General features: G+C 69.7%; 20 protein-coding genes. 12 read left to right on the top strand and 8 right to left on the bottom strand.

The features are described 5' to 3' along the window. Nucleotides 1–18: 18 nt before the first annotated feature. Nucleotides 19–255: a maleylpyruvate isomerase N-terminal domain-containing protein gene (locus ACZ5BU_RS02250; protein ID WP_465694870.1), complete on the bottom strand. Its 237-nt coding sequence runs from the start codon at nt 253–255 to the stop codon at nt 19–21. Between the two features lie 68 nt (nt 256–323). On the opposite strand from ACZ5BU_RS02250, the gene ACZ5BU_RS02245 reads away from it, so the two are divergent. Genes ACZ5BU_RS02245 through ACZ5BU_RS02220 form a run of 6 tightly spaced genes read left to right on the top strand, consistent with a single transcriptional unit; the run spans nt 324 to nt 4809 of the window. Beyond that, on the top strand, nt 324–788 hold the full coding sequence (locus ACZ5BU_RS02245; RefSeq protein ID WP_465694868.1) for a CGNR zinc finger domain-containing protein: 465 nt from the start codon (nt 324–326) through the stop codon (nt 786–788). A 10-nt stretch (nt 789–798) separates the two neighbouring features. Next, a complete protein-coding gene (locus ACZ5BU_RS02240; RefSeq protein WP_465694867.1) occupies nt 799–1485 on the top strand; it encodes a VOC family protein in 687 nt (228 codons plus the stop codon). After that, nucleotides 1486–2553, top strand: a complete 1068-nt coding sequence (gene dapE / locus ACZ5BU_RS02235; RefSeq protein ID WP_465694865.1) for a succinyl-diaminopimelate desuccinylase — start codon at nt 1486–1488, stop codon at nt 2551–2553. A 37-nt stretch (nt 2554–2590) separates the two neighbouring features. Next, the gene (locus tag ACZ5BU_RS02230) at nt 2591–3436 is read left to right on the top strand and encodes an LOG family protein (protein ID WP_465694864.1); all 846 of its coding nucleotides are present in this window, start codon (nt 2591–2593) and stop codon (nt 3434–3436) included. A gap of 54 nt (nt 3437–3490) precedes the next feature. Next, nucleotides 3491–4252, top strand: a complete 762-nt coding sequence (locus ACZ5BU_RS02225; RefSeq protein ID WP_465696694.1) for a DivIVA domain-containing protein — start codon at nt 3491–3493, stop codon at nt 4250–4252. Next, nucleotides 4249–4809 (top strand): DNA-3-methyladenine glycosylase I, encoded by a 561-nt coding sequence (locus ACZ5BU_RS02220; RefSeq protein WP_465694863.1) that lies wholly within the window; start codon nt 4249–4251, stop codon nt 4807–4809. The genes ACZ5BU_RS02225 and ACZ5BU_RS02220 overlap by 4 nt, the downstream gene beginning before the upstream one ends. Before the next feature lie 207 nt (nt 4810–5016). Here ACZ5BU_RS02220 and ACZ5BU_RS02215 read toward each other — a convergent pair whose 3' ends face one another. Together ACZ5BU_RS02215 and ACZ5BU_RS02210 are read right to left on the bottom strand one after the other, a co-directional pair. Continuing rightward, the gene (locus ACZ5BU_RS02215) at nt 5017–5808 is read right to left on the bottom strand and encodes an enoyl-CoA hydratase/isomerase family protein (RefSeq protein ID WP_465694862.1); all 792 of its coding nucleotides are present in this window, start codon (nt 5806–5808) and stop codon (nt 5017–5019) included. A 43-nt stretch (nt 5809–5851) separates the two neighbouring features. Beyond that, nucleotides 5852–6670 (bottom strand): PaaX family transcriptional regulator, encoded by an 819-nt coding sequence (locus ACZ5BU_RS02210; protein ID WP_465694860.1) that lies wholly within the window; start codon nt 6668–6670, stop codon nt 5852–5854. A gap of 167 nt (nt 6671–6837) precedes the next feature. Between ACZ5BU_RS02210 and ACZ5BU_RS02205 the strand changes: the two genes are divergently transcribed. Both ACZ5BU_RS02205 and ACZ5BU_RS02200 read left to right on the top strand, forming a co-directional pair. Continuing rightward, a complete protein-coding gene (locus tag ACZ5BU_RS02205) occupies nt 6838–7005 on the top strand; it encodes a DUF3117 domain-containing protein (protein ID WP_012923066.1) in 168 nt (55 codons plus the stop codon). Between the two features lie 142 nt (nt 7006–7147). Next, complete coding sequence (locus ACZ5BU_RS02200; protein WP_465694859.1) at nt 7148–8662, top strand: leucyl aminopeptidase family protein; 1515 nt, start codon at nt 7148–7150, stop codon at nt 8660–8662. A gap of 16 nt (nt 8663–8678) precedes the next feature. Here the strand turns inward: ACZ5BU_RS02200 and ACZ5BU_RS02195 are convergent, their stop codons facing one another. After that, on the bottom strand, nt 8679–9653 hold the full coding sequence (locus ACZ5BU_RS02195; RefSeq protein ID WP_465694857.1) for an alpha/beta hydrolase: 975 nt from the start codon (nt 9651–9653) through the stop codon (nt 8679–8681). 63 nt (nt 9654–9716) lie between these two features. Here ACZ5BU_RS02195 and ACZ5BU_RS02190 point away from each other — a divergent pair, with 63 nt between their 5' ends. Continuing rightward, nucleotides 9717–10268, top strand: a complete 552-nt coding sequence (locus ACZ5BU_RS02190) for a TetR/AcrR family transcriptional regulator (RefSeq protein WP_465694855.1) — start codon at nt 9717–9719, stop codon at nt 10266–10268. A gap of 53 nt (nt 10269–10321) precedes the next feature. On the opposite strand, the gene ACZ5BU_RS02185 is transcribed toward ACZ5BU_RS02190, so the two are convergent. From ACZ5BU_RS02185 to ACZ5BU_RS02170, 4 genes are all read right to left on the bottom strand, one after another. Then, nucleotides 10322–11176: an oxidoreductase gene (locus ACZ5BU_RS02185; RefSeq protein WP_465694854.1), complete on the bottom strand. Its 855-nt coding sequence runs from the start codon at nt 11174–11176 to the stop codon at nt 10322–10324. 71 nt (nt 11177–11247) lie between these two features. After that, nucleotides 11248–12486, bottom strand: coding sequence for a dienelactone hydrolase family protein (locus ACZ5BU_RS02180; RefSeq protein ID WP_465694853.1), 1239 nt, complete (start codon nt 12484–12486; stop codon nt 11248–11250). 69 nt (nt 12487–12555) lie between these two features. Beyond that, nucleotides 12556–13713, bottom strand: coding sequence for a glycogen synthase (gene glgA, locus ACZ5BU_RS02175; RefSeq protein WP_465694851.1), 1158 nt, complete (start codon nt 13711–13713; stop codon nt 12556–12558). Nucleotides 13714–13732: 19 nt separating this feature from the next. Then, entirely contained in the window at nt 13733–14281 is a 549-nt protein-coding gene (locus tag ACZ5BU_RS02170) for a GNAT family N-acetyltransferase (protein WP_465694850.1), read from the bottom strand. A 64-nt stretch (nt 14282–14345) separates the two neighbouring features. Here ACZ5BU_RS02170 and glgC point away from each other — a divergent pair, with 64 nt between their 5' ends. From glgC to ACZ5BU_RS02155, 3 genes are read left to right on the top strand one after another with little or no spacing between them, the layout of a single operon-like run. Beyond that, nucleotides 14346–15605, top strand: coding sequence for a glucose-1-phosphate adenylyltransferase (gene glgC, locus ACZ5BU_RS02165; RefSeq protein WP_465694849.1), 1260 nt, complete (start codon nt 14346–14348; stop codon nt 15603–15605). Further along, on the top strand, nt 15602–16837 hold the full coding sequence (gene kynU / locus ACZ5BU_RS02160) for a kynureninase (protein WP_465694847.1): 1236 nt from the start codon (nt 15602–15604) through the stop codon (nt 16835–16837). The genes glgC and kynU overlap by 4 nt, the downstream gene beginning before the upstream one ends. Further along, on the top strand, nt 16834–18132 hold the full coding sequence (locus ACZ5BU_RS02155) for an FAD-dependent oxidoreductase (protein WP_465694846.1): 1299 nt from the start codon (nt 16834–16836) through the stop codon (nt 18130–18132). The genes kynU and ACZ5BU_RS02155 overlap by 4 nt, the downstream gene beginning before the upstream one ends. The last annotated feature ends 24 nt before the right edge of the window (nt 18133–18156 follow it).

Raw genomic sequence — 18156 nt, 5'->3', positions numbered from 1 at the left:
AACTTCTTTCCGCAAAGGTCAGGGCCAGGGGAGGAGGTCGGGGGTGGGGCCGACCTTGTCCCAGGACTCGATCAGCGTGGTGACGGCTCCGGTCAGGTGGGTGCGGAGTTCGGCGGCGGGGCGGTCGGCGCCGGCCTCGATGGCGGCGTCCCGGGCGGGGCGGCCGCCGTCGTACACCTCGATCAGCCGGCCCTGGAGCGCCTCCTCGACCTGGCGGGTCATCGCCTCGGAGAAATACGCGATGTGGGTGATCACGTGGCCGCGGGTCCAGCCGGGAGACCCTTGCCTGGCTGCGCGTCAACGAGTCCGACCTGGGGAGGTTTTTGCCCCCGAATCGGGAAGAAATCCTCCCCGGACCGGACGGGCCCCGCGCGTGGCGCGAGCTGGTGCGGATTCGGGGGGCTGTACGGGCCTTGTTCGCGCGGGCGGTCGCGCCCGAGGCGCCGAGCAAGGCCGATGCGGATCGGTTGATGGAGGTGGAGGAGGCGCTGCGGGTGGTGAACGCGGCGGCGGGGCGGTTGGGGACGACGTACCTGGAGTGGGACGAGGAGCCGGGCGTGAGGTGGGTGTACGCGACCGAGGACCCGGTGGAGTTGCTCGTCGGCGCGGTGGGGCGGTCGGCGATCGAGTTCTTGGTCGGGCCGTGCCGGCATCGGCTCAGGGCATGTCCGGCGGCGCGGTGTGTGAAGTACTTCCTGCAGGACGATCCGCGGCAGACCTGGTGTTCGCCGTCCTGCGGGAACCGGGAACGGGTGAACCGTCATTATCGGAAACGGACTGCCGGATAGCCTTTGGGGTATGACTGTTGCGCGGTTCAAGGATCTGTGTGTGGACGTGGGGTCGCCGAGTGAGATGGCGACGTTCTGGGGCCGGGTGCTCGGCCTGACCGCGCCCACCGACAACCCGAACGTGCTGGTCGGCGACGTGCCGGAGAAGACCGTCTGGATGTGCCTGGTCCCGGAGACCAAGACGGTGAAGAACCGGGTCCACCTCGACGTGATCACCGGTGGCATCGCGGAACTGGAACGCCTCGGCGCCAAGGTGCAGTTCCCGGAGACGGACGATCAGCCTTGGACCGTGCTGACCGATCCCGACGGCGGCGAGTTCTGCGGATTCGTCCGCGACACGGTCCCGGCGTACCGGCTGATGGAGCTGATCGTCGACTCGGCCGCCCCGGAGGCGCAGGCGCGCTGGTGGGCGGACGTGGTCGGCGGCGACGTCTGCAGCCGTGAGGGTCGCCCGTACTACTGGCTAGAGAACGTCCCCGGGCTGCCGTTCCGGTACTGGGTCTTCAACCCCGTCCCGGAACCGAAGACCGTGAAGAACCGCGTCCACTGGGACGTCAGCGCGCCCGCCCTGCAGCCGGTCCTGGACGCCGGCGCGACCCTGCTCCGCCCGAAGGACGACGAGATCGGCTGGCACATCTGCGCCGACCCCGAGGGCAACGAGTTCTGCGTGTTCCTCCCACCCTCCAAGGAAGCCTGAATGACCAAGCTGGACCTGACCACGAGCGCCGCGGATCTGACCGAGGCACTCGTCAACATCTCCTCGGTCAGCGGTACCGAGGAGAAGCTCGCGGACAAGGTGGAGAAGGCGCTCACGGCGTACCCGCACCTGAAGGTGTTCCGGCACGGCAACACCGTCGTCGCGCGTACCGACCTCGGCCGCGACGAACGGGTCGTGCTCGCCGGTCACCTCGACACCGTCCCGCTGAACGACAACCTCCCGGCGCGCCGCGCCGACGGGCTGATCCACGGTCTCGGCGCCTGCGACATGAAGGGCGGTGTCGCGGTCGCGCTCCGGCTGGCCGCGACCCTCGACGAGCCGAACCGGGACGTCACGTACGTGTTCTACGACTGCGAGGAGATCGAGGCCGAGCGTAACGGTCTGTTCAAGCTGACCCGCTCCAACCCGGAGCTGCTCGAGGGTGTGTTCGCGGTCGTGATGGAGCCGTCGAACGCGGTCGTCGAGGCCGGCTGCCAGGGCACGATGCGGATGGAGGTCACCACCCGCGGCGAGCGCGCGCACTCGGCCCGCTCGTGGATGGGTTCGAACGCGATCCACGCCGCGGGCGAGGTGCTCGCGCGCCTCCAGGCGTACGAGCCGCGCCGGGTGCCGATCGACGGGCTCGAGTACCGCGAGGGGCTGAACGCGGTCGCGATCACCGGCGGCGTCGCCGGGAACGTCGTACCGGACCTGTGCACGGTGACGATCAACTACCGGTTCGCGCCGAGCCGCTCCGAGGCGGAGGCCGAGGCGCACCTGCGGGAGGTGTTCGAGGGGTACGACGTGGTCGTCATGGACTCGGCGCCCGGCGGACTGCCCGGGCTGGAACGGCCGGCCGCGGCCGCGTTCCTGCAGGTGGTGGGCGGCGAGCCGCAGCCGAAGTTCGGGTGGACGGACGTGGCGCGGTTCACGCTGCTCGGCGTACCGGCGGTGAACTACGGGCCGGGCGACCCGCTGTACGCGCACAAGCAGGACGAGTTCGTGCCGGAGGCCGAGATCGAGCTGTGTGAACAGCGCCTGAGGACTTGGTTGACAGACCGCGCGTGAGCGGGCCGGGTTACCGGTCAGGCAATAACCTGGAGGCATGTCAGAACCATCGATCCACCCCGACCGCCCGGTCGGCCAGCAGCAGCGCGGGCCGATCATGATGCGGCGCAAGCAGGTGCAGCAGTCCACCTCCGAGCAGCGGCTGCTGGACAGCCGGGGCCCGTCGGACTGGGTGCACACCGACCCGTGGCGGGTGCTGCGGATCCAGTCGGAGTTCATCGAGGGGTTCGGGATGCTGGCCGAGCTCGGGGCGGCGATCAGCGTGTTCGGGTCCGCCCGGACCAAGGTGGACGACCCGATGTACGCGGCCGCCGAGAAGGTCGGCCGGAAGCTGGTCGAGGCCGGGTACGCGGTGATCACCGGTGGCGGGCCGGGCGTGATGGAGGCGGCGAACAAGGGCGCCTCCGAGGCCGGCGGCGTGTCGGTCGGCCTCGGTATCGAACTGCCCTTCGAGAACGGCCTGAACGAGTGGGTCGACATCGGCATGAACTTCCGGTACTTCTTCACCCGGAAGACGATGTTCGTGAAGTACGCCCAGGGCTTCGTGGTGATGCCCGGCGGGTTCGGCACGCTCGACGAGCTGTTCGAGGCGCTCACGCTGGCGCAGACCCGCAAGGTGACGTCGTTCCCGGTCGTCCTGTTCGGTACGTCGTACTGGGGCGGCCTGGTCGACTGGCTGCGGACCACGATGCTCGAGGACGGGAAGATCTCGGCCGCCGACCTGGAGATGTTCGTCGTCACCGACGACGTCGACGAGGCGATCAGCTACATCGTCAAGTCCGGTGAACTCGCCGACGCCGCCGCCGACGAGGCCGCTGAAGCAGCCGCCGGCGACGCCGAGGAAGCCTCCACCACCCGCCGCCTCGGCTCCGACGGGAGCTGAAACCCTGGGCATCTGTGCGGTTGACTCGTGCGGCATGGCACGATCGGACCCGTGATGTGGTTCTTCGGGCTGATCGTGGTGCTGTTGATCGGGGCTGTCGCTGTCGTCGCCTCGGGTCGTTGGGGTGCCATGGCTACGGCGTACGACGACCGGCCGGACATGACGGTGCCGGCCCGGCAGGCGCTGACGTCCACCGACATCGAGGGCGCCCGGTTCGCGGTCGGGGTGCGCGGCTACCGGATGGACGAGGTCGACACGCTGCTGGAGCGGGTCGCGCGGGAGGTCGCCGAGCGCGACCGCCGGATCGCGGACCTGGAGCGGGCGGTCGCGCCGATCGTCGAGTCGCCGGAGGGGCACGGGTTCACGTCGGGTCCGTACGACGAGGACGAGTTCGAGGACACCGGCACGCAGCAGCCGATCCTCGTCGGCGGCGACTTCCCGGAGCCTGCCGCTGAGCCTGCCCCCGAAGCGGCAACCGATGAGGCAACCAACGAGCCGGACGAGCCGGACGAGCCGGAGACCCGGGAGCTGCCCCGGGCGATCCAGCGGGCCCAGGACGAGTACGAGCGCCTCCAGGCCGAGGCCCGCGCCGTACTGGAGGCCCGGTCGCAGCCCGTCACCCCACGCCGCACCCCGGCCCCCCAAGCAGCTCCTCAAGAGGCCGCCGAACCGGCCCCGCAGGAGCCCGAGCAGGCGCAACCCGAGCAGGCGGAAGAGGAACAGCCCAAGCCGGCCCGGCTGACTCCCGCGCAACAGTACGACCGCCTCCACCTCAGCCAGTCCAAGGCCGATCAGTCGTCGCCGGACTCGCAGTGACGGTCGTCGGGCCGGACGGGCAGCCGCGGTGCGGGTGGGCGACCTCCGCGCCTGAGTACATCGAGTACCACGACACCGAGTGGGGCAAGGAGATCCGCAACGACGTCGGGCTGTTCGAGCGGATGACGCTCGAGGGATTCCAGTCGGGGCTGTCGTGGATCACGATCCTGCGGAAGCGCGAGAACTTCCGGAAGGCGTTCGCGTCCTTCGATCCCCAGGTGATCGCGGCGTACGGCGACGCGGACTTCGACCGGCTGATGGCGGACGCCGGCATCGTCCGCAACCGGCTGAAGATCAACGCGACGATCTCGAACGCGCGCGCCCTGCTCGAGTTGGCCGACGGCGAGTTCACCGAGCTGCTCTGGTCGTTCCGGCCAGCGAACCACCAGGCGCCGGAGACGCTCGCCGACGTACCGGCCACGACCCCCGAGTCGGTGGCCATGTCGAAGGCCCTGAAGAAGAAGGGTTTCGTCTTCGTCGGACCCACCACGGCGTACGCGTTGATGCAGGCCACCGGCATCGTGAACGACCACGTGAAGAGCTGTATAGCCCGGTAAATCTCGTGCACGTGCATCTGCAAAAGGCAGCTGCAAAAGGCACTTTTCCGAATTCCAAAGACAAACGGCTGAACGAGTTGTGCTCCGGGTACGGAACGTGATGAGGTGTTCAGCGGGCTCCCCGACTGTCAGGTGGTTGTCCGGCCGTGACTCGCCCGGCCGGAACGCGGTCGTGGAGCCCACCAAACGTTTACGGGCAGTTCGAAGTCACCGCCCGGTGAAGGTCGGCTTCTGCTTCGCGACGAACGACGCGACCGCGTTGTGGTGGTCCTCGGTGGCGCCGGTTTGCTGCATCTTGCCGGCTTCGAAGGCGAGGGATTCGGCCAAGGTGTGGCTGGCGGAGTAGCCGAGGGACTGCCTTACGGCGCCGTACGCCACAGTCGGGCCGGCCGCGAGTTTGCCGGCCAGGTCGGCGACCGTCTGCTCCAGGTCGGCCGCCGGTACGACGGACGACGCCAGCCCGAGGTCGAGCGCCTCCGCGGCCGGGATCGTGCGCGGGAAGTACAGCAGCTCGAGGGCCTTCGCGTGGCCGATCAGCCGCGGTAGCGTCCAGGAGATGCCGGTGTCGCAGGACAGCGCGATGCCGGTGAACGCGAGGTTGAAGCCGGCCGTGTCCGCGACCACCCGGAAGTCGCACGCGAACGCCATCGACGCGCCGGCCCCGGCCGCCACGCCGTTGACGGCGGCGATCACCGGCTTCGGCATCTCGGCGAGCGCCAGCGCGATCGGCGCGTAGTGGTCCGGCACCGTGCTCCACAGTGCGGCCTGGTCGTTCGCCTGCAGCAGCCCGATGTGCTCCTTCAGGTCCTGCCCGACGCAGAACGCCCGGCCGGTCCCGGTCAGTACGACGACCCGTACGGCCGGGTCGTCCGCGGCCGCCTGGACGGTGTCGCGGAGCAGCACCTTGGTCGGCGTGTCGAGCGAGTTCATCGCGTCCGGCCGATTGAGCGTGATGGTCGCGACGCCCTCGGACGCGGCGTACAGGACGGAATCACTCATCGTGGTCAGCTCCTTGACTTTCAGTGAGAATTTCAGTGTTGCGTCAGGCATGTGACAGACAGGCATCGACGAAACGCCCGGCCGCGGGGCCCAGTCGTTCGGCGTGGAAATCGAAGAACGCGGCCGCCTTCGTCCCGGCCCAGCCGGCCGGCAACAGCTCGTCCGGCAGCCCCGGATCGCGGAACAGGAACTTCCGCCATTCGTGCACCAGTTCGGAGCGTACGGCGAACGCCTGCTCGTCGCTGGTGTCCGGGCCGGCGGCGTCGACCAGCGCCTTCGCCTCGATCAGCCAGGCGTCGTACGACGCGCCGAGCTCGTCGAGTTTCCAGACCCGCCGGGCGAACTCGACCGCGCCGTCGTCGACCGGCGCGCGGAAGCGGTCCGCGGCGATGCCCTCGACGCCGAGGATCTGGTCGACCTCGGCGTCGTTGCGCAGCCCGACCCAGGCGCCGTCGGACAGCGGAGCCCAACCCAGGAAGGAGAGTTGGCTCGCCAGCTGTTCGCGGCGGCGGGCGTTCGGGACCTCGCGGAGGATGCCCAGATGCCAGTGCCGGTCCCAGTCGCCCGGGCCCTCGGATCCGGTCGCCGCCGGGGTGCCGTCCGGGGCGGTCCGGTAGATCCGCGCGGCGGCGTCGTCGAGCCGGCGACGCGCCCGGGACGTCAGTCCGTATCCGGGCTGTCCTTCGATCCGGACCGGCTCCAGCCAGCCCTGCCGGACCATCCGCGACACGGCGGTCCGGACGGCCGGCGGGTGCACGCCCAGCGGGGCGAGCAGCCGGACGAGGGCCGCGACCGGGGCCTGCGCACCGCGGGCGCGCAGGTGGTCGCCGTACAGGTCGAAGAGGGCTGAACGGGCGTGCACAAGACTCGAGTCTGCCGTATGGTGCACGGCCTTGGCCTGGGATCGGGAATAATGGGGTCCGATACACACTGCGATACGCGCCGACGGCGCATCACCGCAACGGCGCCGGCGACGGTTTCCCTGCGCGGTGTCGTCGCTCAACACCGACACTGGGAAGGGGTGCGCGCATGGCGGCGATGAAGCCGCGGACGGGCGATGGTCCGCTCGAGGTCACCAAGGAGGGCCGGGGGATCGTGATGCGGGTTCCGCTCGAGGGCGGCGGACGGCTCGTCGTCGAGCTCAACGCGGACGAGGCGACCGAGCTCGGCAACGCACTGAAGGCCGTCGTCGGCTGATCACATCCTCCGGGGGTGTCTGCCCGCCCCCTGACTGTCATTCCGACCCCGGTGGGTGCCCGTTTACGGCACCGGCCGGGGTCGTTACGGTTTGCCTGTTCGCGAAACTGCCCCGTCTGATCAAACCAGTGAGGTCGTCCTAGTGGCTCGCCGCAGCAGCTCGTCTCCGTTCCCCAGTCTTCCGGTCGTCGCCTGGCAGCCCGGTCTGCCCGTGCACGGCTCGTCGACCTGGGTGGTCGTCGTCGGTGACGAGTTGCCGGCCGCCGCGAAGGAGGCGGGGGAGCGGCTCGGTGTCGACCTCGGCCGGCTGCTCGAGGTGCAGCGCGAGACCGGCTTCACGCCGACCGCCGGCGCCACCGCGGCGTACCCGCTGCTGACCGGCGACGTGACCGAGGTGCTGCTGGTCGGCGCCGGTGACGGCAGCGCGAAGGACCTGCGACACGCCGGTGCGGCGATCGCGCGGTTCGGCCGCGGCAAGGACGAGCTCACCACCGTCGTTGCCGAGGGCATCGATGACGCGGCGCTCCAGGCGTTCGCCGAGGGTGTCGTGCTCGGCTCGTTCTCGTACACCCAGAAGACCGTCGATCCGGGCGAGCCCGCGGTCGGCACCGTGACGCTGACGGACGGGTCGGACGCCGTACGGCAGGACGTGCTCGACCGCGGCGTCGTGATCGGCCGGACCGGCTGGCTGGCGCGGCAGCTCGCGATCACCCCGTCGAACGAGAAGGACCCGGCCTGGCTGGCCGAGCGGGCGACCGAGATCGCCGCGGCGACCGGTCTGGTGGCGACGGTCTGGGACGAGAAGAAGCTGGCCGCCGACGGGTTCGGCGGCATCCTCGCGGTCGGCCAGGGCTCGACCCGCCCGCCGCGGTTCATCCGCCTCGACTACGCCCCGGCCGGTGCGACCAAGACGACCCCGTACGTCGTGCTCGTCGGCAAGGGCATCACGTACGACACCGGCGGCCTGTCGCTGAAGCCGCGCGAGGGCATGGTGTCGATGAAGCGTGACATGACCGGCGGCGGCTCGGTGATCGCGACCATGTCGGCGCTGCGCGACCTCGGCGCGAACGTCCGCGTGACCGGGCTGGTCTGCGCGGCCGAGAACATGCCGTCGGGTTCGGCGTACCGTCCGGACGACGTGATCCGGCACTTCGGCGGCCGTACCACCGAGGTGAAGAACACCGACGCCGAGGGCCGGCTCGTCCTCGCCGACGGCCTTGCGTACGCGGTCCAGGAGCTGAAGCCGGACGTCCTGGTCGACATCGCCACGCTGACCGGCGCGATCAAGGTGTCGCTCGGCGCGATGCTGTACGGTGGCATGTTCGCCACCGACGACGCGCTCGCGGACAACCTCGCCGACGCCGGCCGGGTGTCCGGCGAGGAACTGTGGCGGATGCCGCTGCCGGCCGAGTACGAGGACCTCATCTCGACCCCGATCGCCGACTCGGTGAACAGCTCGAAGGGCCCGGGTTCGATCACTGCCGCCCTGTTCCTCAAGGCCTTCGCGGGCGACGTCCCGTGGGCGCACCTGGACCTGTCGTCGATCGCCGAGTCGCCGGCCGACAACTTCGAGTACTCGATCGGCGCCACGGGTGCCGGCGCCCGGCTGCTCAGCACCTGGCTGGCCTCCGGGACGCCGACGTCCGGCATCGGCTGAAGCGTGCCCTCGGCAACTACCTGAACTGCTCGCAGAGGAACTGCACGATCCGGTCCCGGGCCGGTCTGGCCTGGGGGACCAGGCCGGGCATGCTGATGAAGGCGTGTCCGGCCTTGGGGTGTTCGGTGACCTCTACGGGGACATCGGAAGCGCGGAGGCGTTCGGCGTAGACACGCCCGTGGTCGGCCACCGGGTCGAGCGTCGGGATGACGACGAGGGTCGGCGGGAGCCCTGTCAGGCTGTCGGCGTACAGCGGTGAAAGCGGGCGCGGGTCAGTGCCTTCGGGTACGGCGAGGCGGCGGAAGAAGTCGATGCCCTCACGGGTGAGGGTCGGCGTGTCGGGGTACTGCGTCACCGAGTCGTAGTCGAGCGCGGTCGAGGTGACGTCGACGCACGGGTTGACCAGGATCTGCGCGCGGAGCGACATCCCTGCGTCGCGGGCGCGGAGGGCGGACAGCGCCGCGACCATCGACCCGGCGCTCTCGCCGGCGACCGCGACCCGGGACGGGTCGACGCCCCATTCGGCGGCGCGCCGGTATACGTGCCGCAGTACGTCCCAGCCGTCGTCGACGATCGCGGCGAGCGGGGTGACGTGGTCCATCAGCCGGTGCTCCACGGACACGACCAGCGCGGAGGCGCGCGCGGCGACGTGGCTGTTGATCCAGTCGCACTGCACCGCCGTACCGACGTAGCCGCCGCCGTGGACGTGCAGTACCAGCGGGAGCTTGCCCGCGCTCCGAGGGCGGTAGACCCGGACCCGGAGCGTGCGGTCGGCGAGCTCGACCTGCTGCCAGGTGATGGTCACGCCGCTGTGCGGGAAGCCCGTCAGCAGGTGAGCGAGCGGGGAGGTGACGATCCGGTGCGCGGCCTCGCCGAAGGCGGCCAGGTCCGCGGGCGACATCGTGCGGTAGTCGGGCTCCTTCCGGAGCGAGTAGACCAGGCGAACGCCCAGCGGCGGCTGGTGCGTCGTGGTGGCAGCGGTCTTGAGCATCGGGCACCGTCCTGCGGTTTCGCTACGAGTAGTATCGATACCGAAGGTAGCATAATGGACCGCATGGCACCTAGTACGCGGCCACCAGGCCGGCCCCGGACCAGCGTCGACGCCGAGGTGTTTGCGGCGACCCTGCGGACGATCCACGAGCTCGGCTACACCCGCGCCACCGTCGACCGGATTGCCGCGGCGACCGGGATCGCGAAGACGACGATCTACCGCCGCTGGCCGACGAAGGGCGCGCTGGTCACCGCGTGCCTGGTGGACTCGTTCGGGCCGCTCCCGCTGACCGGCGAGGACCGCGAGCAGGACGTCGCGGCCGCGATCCGGTACGGCGTCCGCGCGATCGGAGAGCCCGGGGTGGCGGCGGCGTTCGCGGGCGTGTTCACCGACGCGATCGGGGATCCCGCGCTGCGGGACATCCTCGCGACGCAGCTGCAGGATCCCTACCGCAAGGTCCTGATGGAGACGCTCGGCCTGCCGGAGCAGCGGGTGCTGTTCGTGATCGACGTGGTGATCGGCACCCTGCTGCACCGGATGGGCATGACCGGCGAACCGATGGTCGAGGCGGATGTCGAAGCCCTGATCCAAATGCTCCAGCGCGAACTGCGCTAGCTTTCCGGAACCTTTCCTGCAGATAGCGGCAGAATGTTCCGGAAAGGCGCGGCTCAGGCGGCGATTGCGTCGAGTTCGGTGACGACGTCCGCTGGGAGGACCAGGTCGCGGGCGGCGACGTTCTGGCGGAGGTGTTCCACCGAGGACGTGCCCGGGATGACCACGCTGGTGGCCGAGCGCTGCAGCAGCCAGGCGAGGGCGACCTGGTACGGGGTGGCGTCCAGCCGGGCCGCGACCTTCGACAACGTCTCGGACTGCAGCGGGGTGAAACCGCCGAGCGGGAAGAACGACGCGAACGCGATGTTGTGCTCGGCCGCGTAGTCGACCACGTCGTCGTCCTGGCGCTGGACCAGGTTGTACAGGTTCTGCACGGTGACGATCGGCGCGATCGCCTGCGCCTCGCGGATCTGCGTGATCGTGACGCCGCTCAGACCGAGATGCTTGATCAGGCCCTCCTGCTGCATCTCGACCAGGGCGGTGAACGACGCGGCGATCGATTCCGCACCGCCGCCGTCGTGGGTCATGCTCCGCAGGTTGACCACGTCGAGGACGTCGAGGCCGAGGTGTTCGAGGTTCCCGTGCACCTGCTGCTTCAGCTCGTCCGGTGCCATCGCCGGGAGCCAGGAGGCGTCGTCACCGCGGCGGGCGCCGACCTTCGTGACCAGGTGCAGGTCCACCGGGTACGGGTACAGCGCCTCCTTGATGATCTCGTTGACCACGGTCGGGCCGTAGAAGTCGCTGGTGTCGATGTGCGTGATGCCCAGGTCGACGGCCTCCCGCAGTACGGCGATCGCCTGGTCGCGGTCCTTCGGCGGCCCGAAGACGCCGGGACCGGCCAGCTGCATCGCGCCGTACCCCATCCGGGTGATGGTGAGGTCGTCGGCGAGGGTGATGGTCGAGTTCGTCATGTCCTCAGTCTTCGTCGGCCGGTACGGAACAGGGAGTACCCCGCCGTTCCTGGTAATGACAGGACACAGGATCACGCTCGGCGAGCGTAAGCCCGAATGATCTGCGGGTAGGCGGCGAATGCGGTCCCGGTGTGGTCCACGGCGCCCATCGAGTGGACTGTCACGTCCGCACCGCGTCGGCGCAGTGACGCCGCGCACGAGTCCGCGTTGGCAGCTGTCACGTCGGTGTCCTTCGTGCCGCTGTAGAGGTGCACCGGCACGCGCGGTGTCCAGTCCTGACACACCTGGTCGGCCGCCTGGATCGCCTTCAGGAGCCGGCCGGTCGGATGCTGCAGCATCGCCGCGAACTCCGGCGTGAACAGCTTGTCCGGCGAGTCCGGCAGACTCGCGACGATCTGCTCCTCGGTGTGCGACCCGTCGAACAGCCCTTCGACCGTCGACGCGTACGGTGCCCGGAACGCCTCACGCGGATCGTCGTACAACCCGACCGTCCGGTTCCACGCGGTCACGAGGTAGCCGAGGTAGTACGCCGCCGTCGGCGGGAGTAGCCGCCCGTCGAAGGCCGCGGGCAGTTCCTCGCCGAGCAGGTCGTACGGCCCCGCGACCGCCTGGATCGCCCCGAGCCGGAACGGTCCGGCCTCGCCGCGGCTCAGCGCCCGCCCAAGCGCGAGCGACGCCCGGCCGCCCTGCGAGAACCCGGTCACGAGCACGTCCCGCTTGAACGCCACCCCGTGCTTGGCCGCGAACGTGCGCGCCGCGAGCAGCAGGTCCGCCGACGCCGAGGTCTCGGTCTTGGTGTCCACGTACGGATGCGGCCCCGGTCCCAGCCCGAGCCCGAGGTAGTCCGGCGCGATCCCCACCAGCCCCTGCCCGGCGAACAGTGCCGTGACCAGCCGGTCCGTCGACGTGTCGTCCACGGAGGCGGCGTCCGCCTTGGTCGCGTTCGTCCCGTGCAGGTACTCCGCCACCGTCAGCGCACCGCGGCGCCCGTCGGGGAGTACGACGATCCCGCTCGCGGTCGTCGGCCGTCCGTGGGTGTCGACGGTGCGGTAGATCAGCCGGTACGCGGTGACGCCGTACGACGAGTGCGGCGTACCGGGGAACTCGGCGGCCGCCGCATCCAGCTGAGCTGCTGTCAGTTGGGCGACGGGTACTGCGGACACGAGGGCGCCGCGTTGCGCGTGCACGCCGACCACGGCGGCTTCGGACAGCGTCGGCTGGTGGACGGCACCGACCGCGGTCAACGGGAACGCGAGCAGGGCAGCGGTCGCGAGCGTGGCGGCGACGGCTTTCGTCAGGCGAGAAGTCATGTCTCAACCCAACCGCCGTACGCCGCCCCGAAGAATGGTGCGAGGTCCCTGACCGAGGTGGGGTTTCTCCTACCCGAGCAGGTTGTTGTACAGCTCCACCGTGCGCTGTGCGACCGCGTCCCAGCCGAACTCCGAGACCGCGCGCGCCCGTCCTGCCTTGCCCATCGCCTCGGCGCGGGCGCGATCGTCGACCAGTGCGTTGATCCCGTCCGCGAGTCCGCGTTCGAACGTGTCCGGGTCGTTCTCGTCGTACGGCACGAGGATCCCGGTCACGCCGTCGTCGACGACCTCGGGGATACCGCCGACAGCGCTCGCGACGACCGCGGTCTCGCAGGCCATCGCCTCCAGGTTGACGATGCCGAGCGGCTCGTAGATCGACGGGCAGCAGAACGCCAGCGCGTGCGTGAGCACCTGCCGGACGTCCTCCCGCGGCAGCATCTCCGAGACCACGAACACGCCGTCGCGTGCCATCCGGAGGTCCTCGATCAGGGCATCCGTCTCGGCCTTCAGCTCGACCGTGTCGGCCGCGCCGGCGAGCAGGACGAGCTGCACCGACGGGTCCAGCCGCAGGCCCGCGCGGAGCAGGTGCGGTACGCCCTTCTGCCGGGTGATGCGGCCGACGAAGGTCACGTACGGCCGGCTGAGGTCGACGCCCAGCCGCTCCAGGACGGCCGTCGACGGATCCGGGTGGTAGAAGTCGGCGTCGATCCCGTTGGAGATCACGTGCACGCGGGACGGGTCGATCGACGGGTAGCAGTCGAGTACGTCGTCCCGCATGCCGCGGCTGACCGCGACGACCGCGTCGGCCGCCTCGTACGCGGTCCGCTCCGCCCAGCTGGACAGCCGGTACCCGCCGCCGAGCTGCTCGGCCTTCCACGGGCGCCGCGGCTCCAGTGAGTGCGCGGTCACCACGTGCGGTACGTCGTACAGCAGCTTGGCCCAGTGGCCGGCCATGTTCGCGTACCAGGTGTGTGAGTGCACGAGGTCTGCCGCACCGACGGCCGCGGTCATGGTCAGGTCGGTCGACAGGATGCGCAGCGCGGCGTTCGCGTTCGGGATCCGCGGGTCGTCCTCGGAGTGCGCCGTCGCGCCCTTGCGGGGCTCGCCCATGCAGTGCACGTCCACGTCGATCAGCCGGCGCAGCTCGCGGACCAGGAAGTCCACGTGCACCCCCGCCCCGCCGTACACGTCCGGAGGATACTCACGCGTCAGGATGGCGACCTTCATACCGCCCGACGATAGGTCATCAGGCCACGCGTGTCGGCACCCAGAAGCGCAGCTTTCCGTGTCGTTCGTCTTCCAGTTCGCCACCAGCTGCCTCGATCACCTTGCGCGATCCGGTGTTGTCCACATCGCAGGTGACCAGGGCCGGGTCGATGCCGAGTGCGGCCGCGATCGGCAGCGACTGGGCCAGCATCTGGGTCGCGTAGCCCTTCCGGCGCGCCGACGGGCGTACGCAGTACCCGATGTGCCCGCCGACCTCGGTCAGGGCCGGCGTCAGCTCGTGCCGGATCGACAGCCGGCCGAGGAACTCGACGCCGTCGGCGAACCACAGCACGGTCTGGTGCACAATGCCCGGCGGCATGACGGTCTCCGGTTCCGCCTCGAGCCGGATCCCGGCGACCAGCCGGGCGAACTCCGCCGGGTCCGCGGCCTGGTCCCGGGTCCAGTCCTCCTCGGCTCCGGCGGCGTGGGCACGCGCGCCCATCCACCGGTCGTGATCCGGACCGAGCTCGTCCCAGGCCGCGAGGAACGAACGGTGAACGGCAACGGTCGGAACGATGAGGATCGGCATCTCCCCAGTGTCGCGACGCGCACAACTGCTTATGCACGGGGGTTCTCGGCGCTAAGGTGCGGACATGGCAAAGGCGCCCAGAGTTCTCGGAATCGTGCTGGCCGGTGGCGAAGGGAAGCGGCTGATGCCGCTGACGGCGGACCGGGCCAAACCGGCCGTGCCGTTCGGCGGTAGTTATCGCCTCATCGACTTCGTGCTGTCGAATCTCGTCAACGCCGGGTATCGCAACCTGTTCGTGCTGACGCAGTACAAGTCGCACTCGCTGGACCGGCACGTGACAGTCACCTGGCGAATGTCCACCCTGCTCGGCAACTTCGTCAGCTGCGTCCCGGCCCAGCAGCGGCTCGGCCCGCAGTGGTACCAGGGCAGCGCGGACGCGATCTACCAGTCGATGAACCTGATCGACGACTTCGAGCCCGACATCATCGTGGTCTTCGGCGCCGACCACGTGTACCGGATGGACGCCTCCCAGATGGTCGCCGCGCACCTTGAGCGCGGGAACGGCGTGACCGTCGCCGGTATCCGGGTGCCGCGGGTCGAGGCCTCCGAGTTCGGCGTGATCAAGACCGGGGCGGACGGGCACGTGATCGAGGAGTTCCTGGAGAAGCCGGCCGACCCGCCCGGGCTGCCGGACTCGCCGGACGAGACGTTCGCATCGATGGGCAACTACGTGTTCAGCCGGGGCGTGCTGGTCGAGGCGCTGCGCAAGGACGCCGCCAACCCGGCGTCGCGGCACGACATGGGCGGCGACATCGTTCCGATGCTCGTTGCCGAGGGCAAGGCCGGTGTCTACGACTTCCAGGAGAACGACGTACCCGGCGCGCTCGACCGGGACCGGTCGTACTGGCGCGACGTCGGCTCGCTGGACTCGTACCACGAGGCGCACATGGACCTGGTGTCGATCCAGCCTGTGTTCAACCTGTACAACCACGACTGGCCGATCTTCACCTCGCACCCGCAGCTGCCCGGCGCGAAGTTCACCGACAACGCGACCGTCGGCGAGTCGATCGTCTGCCAGGGCTCGATCGTGTCCGGCGCGCACGTCGACCACTCGGTGCTCGGGTCGAACGTGATCGTCCGAGCCGGCGCCGACCTGCAGCACTGCGTGATCATGGACAACTGCAAGATCGGCCGCGACGTCGTGCTGAAGAACGTGATCCTGGACAAGAACATCGTGGTCCCGGACGGTACCCAGATCGGCGTCGACCCCGACTACGACCGGCAGCGCGGCTTCACAGTCTCCAAGGGTGGCGTGACCGTGCTCGGCAAGGGGCAGGTGATCGAGGCCCCTGCAGCTGTCGTCGAGGAGGTCGCCGAAGCGTGACGCTTTCCGAGGCGGATGCGCTGGAGCTCGATGCTGCGGATCCCGGGCATCGGGAGCTGTTCGACATACCGCCGGCCCAGGGCGGTGACTACCCCGAGGTTGCGTACTTCGCCGGGAACTCGCTCGGCCTGCGCCCGAAGGCGACCCGGACCGAGCTGCTCGAGGACCTGGACGCGTGGGCCGCGCTCGGCGTCGAGGGGCATCTGGACGCGGCCCGGCCGTGGTTGCCGTACCACGAGCTGCTGACCGGTCCCGCGGCGCGGCTCGTCGGCGCGCTGCCGAGCGAGACCGTCGTGATGAACTCGCTGACCGTCAACCTGCACCTGCTGATGGTGTCGTTCTACCGGCCGACGCGGTCGCGGCACCGGATCGTGATCGAGGACGCGGCGTTCCCGTCGGACAGCTACGCCGTACGGTCGCAGGTTCGGTTCCACGGGTACGACCCGGAGGATGCGGTGATCCGGTTGCGGCCGCGGCCGGGGGAGGACAGCCTGCGGACGGCGGATGTCGTCGAACAGCTCGGCGGCGACGTGGCGCTCGTACTGCTCGGTGGCGTGAACTACCTGACCGGTGAGTTGATGGACATCCCCACGATCACGAAGGCCGGGCATCTCGCCGGGGCCGTGGTCGGGTGGGATCTCGCACATGCGGCCGGGAACGTGCCGCTGTCCTTGCACGACTGGGACGTGGACTTCGCGGCCTGGTGTTCGTACAAGTACCTGAACTCGGGGCCGGGTGCGTTGGCCGGTGCGTTCGTGCACGAGCGGCATCTCGGCGGGGATCTGCCGCGGTTCGAGGGCTGGTGGAGTACCGAGGCGTCGACGCGGTTCGAGATGACGCCGGAGTCCCGGCCGCCCGCGACCGCTGACGCGTGGCAGGTGTCCAACCCGCCGATCTTCTCGATGAGCCCGGTGCGGACGTCGCTGGAGCTCTTCGACAAGATCGGTATCGACGTACTGCGGGAACGGAGTGTGCGGTTGACCGCGTGCCTTTCGGAGTTGCTGACCGAGTTCGACGTGATTACCCCGGCGGATCCGGCGCGGCGGGGTGCGCAGCTGTCGGTACGGGTGCCTGGCGGTGCCGGTGAGTTGTCGCGACGGCTGCGGTTCGGGTACGGCGTGATCGCGGACTCGCGGGAGCCCGACGTACTGCGGCTCGCGCCCGTACCGCTGTACTCGACGTACCACGACTGCTGGCGGGCTGCGACGGCGTTGACCGAGGTGATGGCATGAAGGTCGCGATCGTCGGCGCCGGGCTGACCGGTTCGCTGCTCGCGTGCTTCCTCGCGCGGCGGGGGTTGTCGGTCACGCTGTACGAGCGGCGCGCCGATCCGCGGGTCGCCGAGGTCGAGCGTGGCCGGTCGATCAACCTGGCGATCTCCGAGCGTGGGCTGGACGCGCTCCGGCGGATCGGTCTCGTCGACCAGGTGATGGCGGATGCGCTGCCGATGAAGGGGCGGATGATCCACCCGGTCGCGGGCGAGCTGGACTTCCAGGCGTACTCGGCGTCGGGGGAGCGGGCGATCAACTCGATCAGCCGGGGTGCGCTGAACAACGCGTTGTTGTCGGCGGCAACTGCTGCCGACGGGGTGACGGTGGAGTTCGAGCACCGGCTGGTGGAGCTTGACTCGGCTGCCGGACGGCTGGTGTTCGCGACGCCGGCGGGGAAGGTTTCCGCGTCGGCCGAGGTGGTGCTGGGCGCCGATGGTGCTGGGTCCGCGGTCCGCGAGCAGTTGCTTGCCGAGGGCATCGTTGCGGAGAAGGTGGACTTCCTCGACTACGGGTACAAGGAGCTGTCGATCCCTGCTGCTGCCGGGGATTTCGCGCTGGATCCGGGCGCGTTGCACATCTGGCCGCGTGGTACGTCGATGATGATCGCGCTGCCGAATCCGGATCGGTCCTTCACCTGCACGTTGTTCTGGCCGGCCGGGTCGTTCGACGCGCTGACCACGGCGGGTGCGATCTCGGCGCACTTCGCGGAGCACTACCCCGATCTGTTGCCGCTGGCCCCTGATCTCGTCGACGACTACCTCAACAACCCGGTCGGGGTGCTGGGTACCGTGCACACCCTGCCGTGGCAGGCGCACGGTCGTACCGCGTTGCTGGGCGACGCCGCCCACGCGATCGTCCCGTTCTACGGCCAAGGCGCCAACTGCGCCTTCGAGGACGTGGTGGAACTGGACCGCTGCCTCGACGACACCGGCGGTTCCTGGGCACGGGCGCTGCCGTTGTTCGAGGCGCGCCGTCGCGAGAACACCGAAGCCATCGCCGAAATGGCCCTGGCCAACTTCGTCGAAATGCGCGACAAGGTCGCCTCACCCGTCTTCAGATTGCAGAAACAGCTGGAGCACACCCTCGAACGGCTGCTCCCGGGCAAGTACGTCTCCCGCTACGAACTGGTCTCCTTCTCCACCACCCCGTACGCCGAGGTCCAACGCCGCGTCCGCCGCCAGCATCAACTCCTCGGCGCGGGCGCTGTTGCAGCGGGCGGCGTCCTGATGGGTCTCATGCGGAGGCGACGGAAATGAGTCTGTGGTCTCCTGAGCTGCTGA

This window comes from Kribbella sp. NPDC031520 (assembly GCF_055580825.1).
The sequence above is the reverse complement of the archived record's forward strand: the minus strand, read 5'-3'. Positions and strand labels throughout refer to the sequence as shown.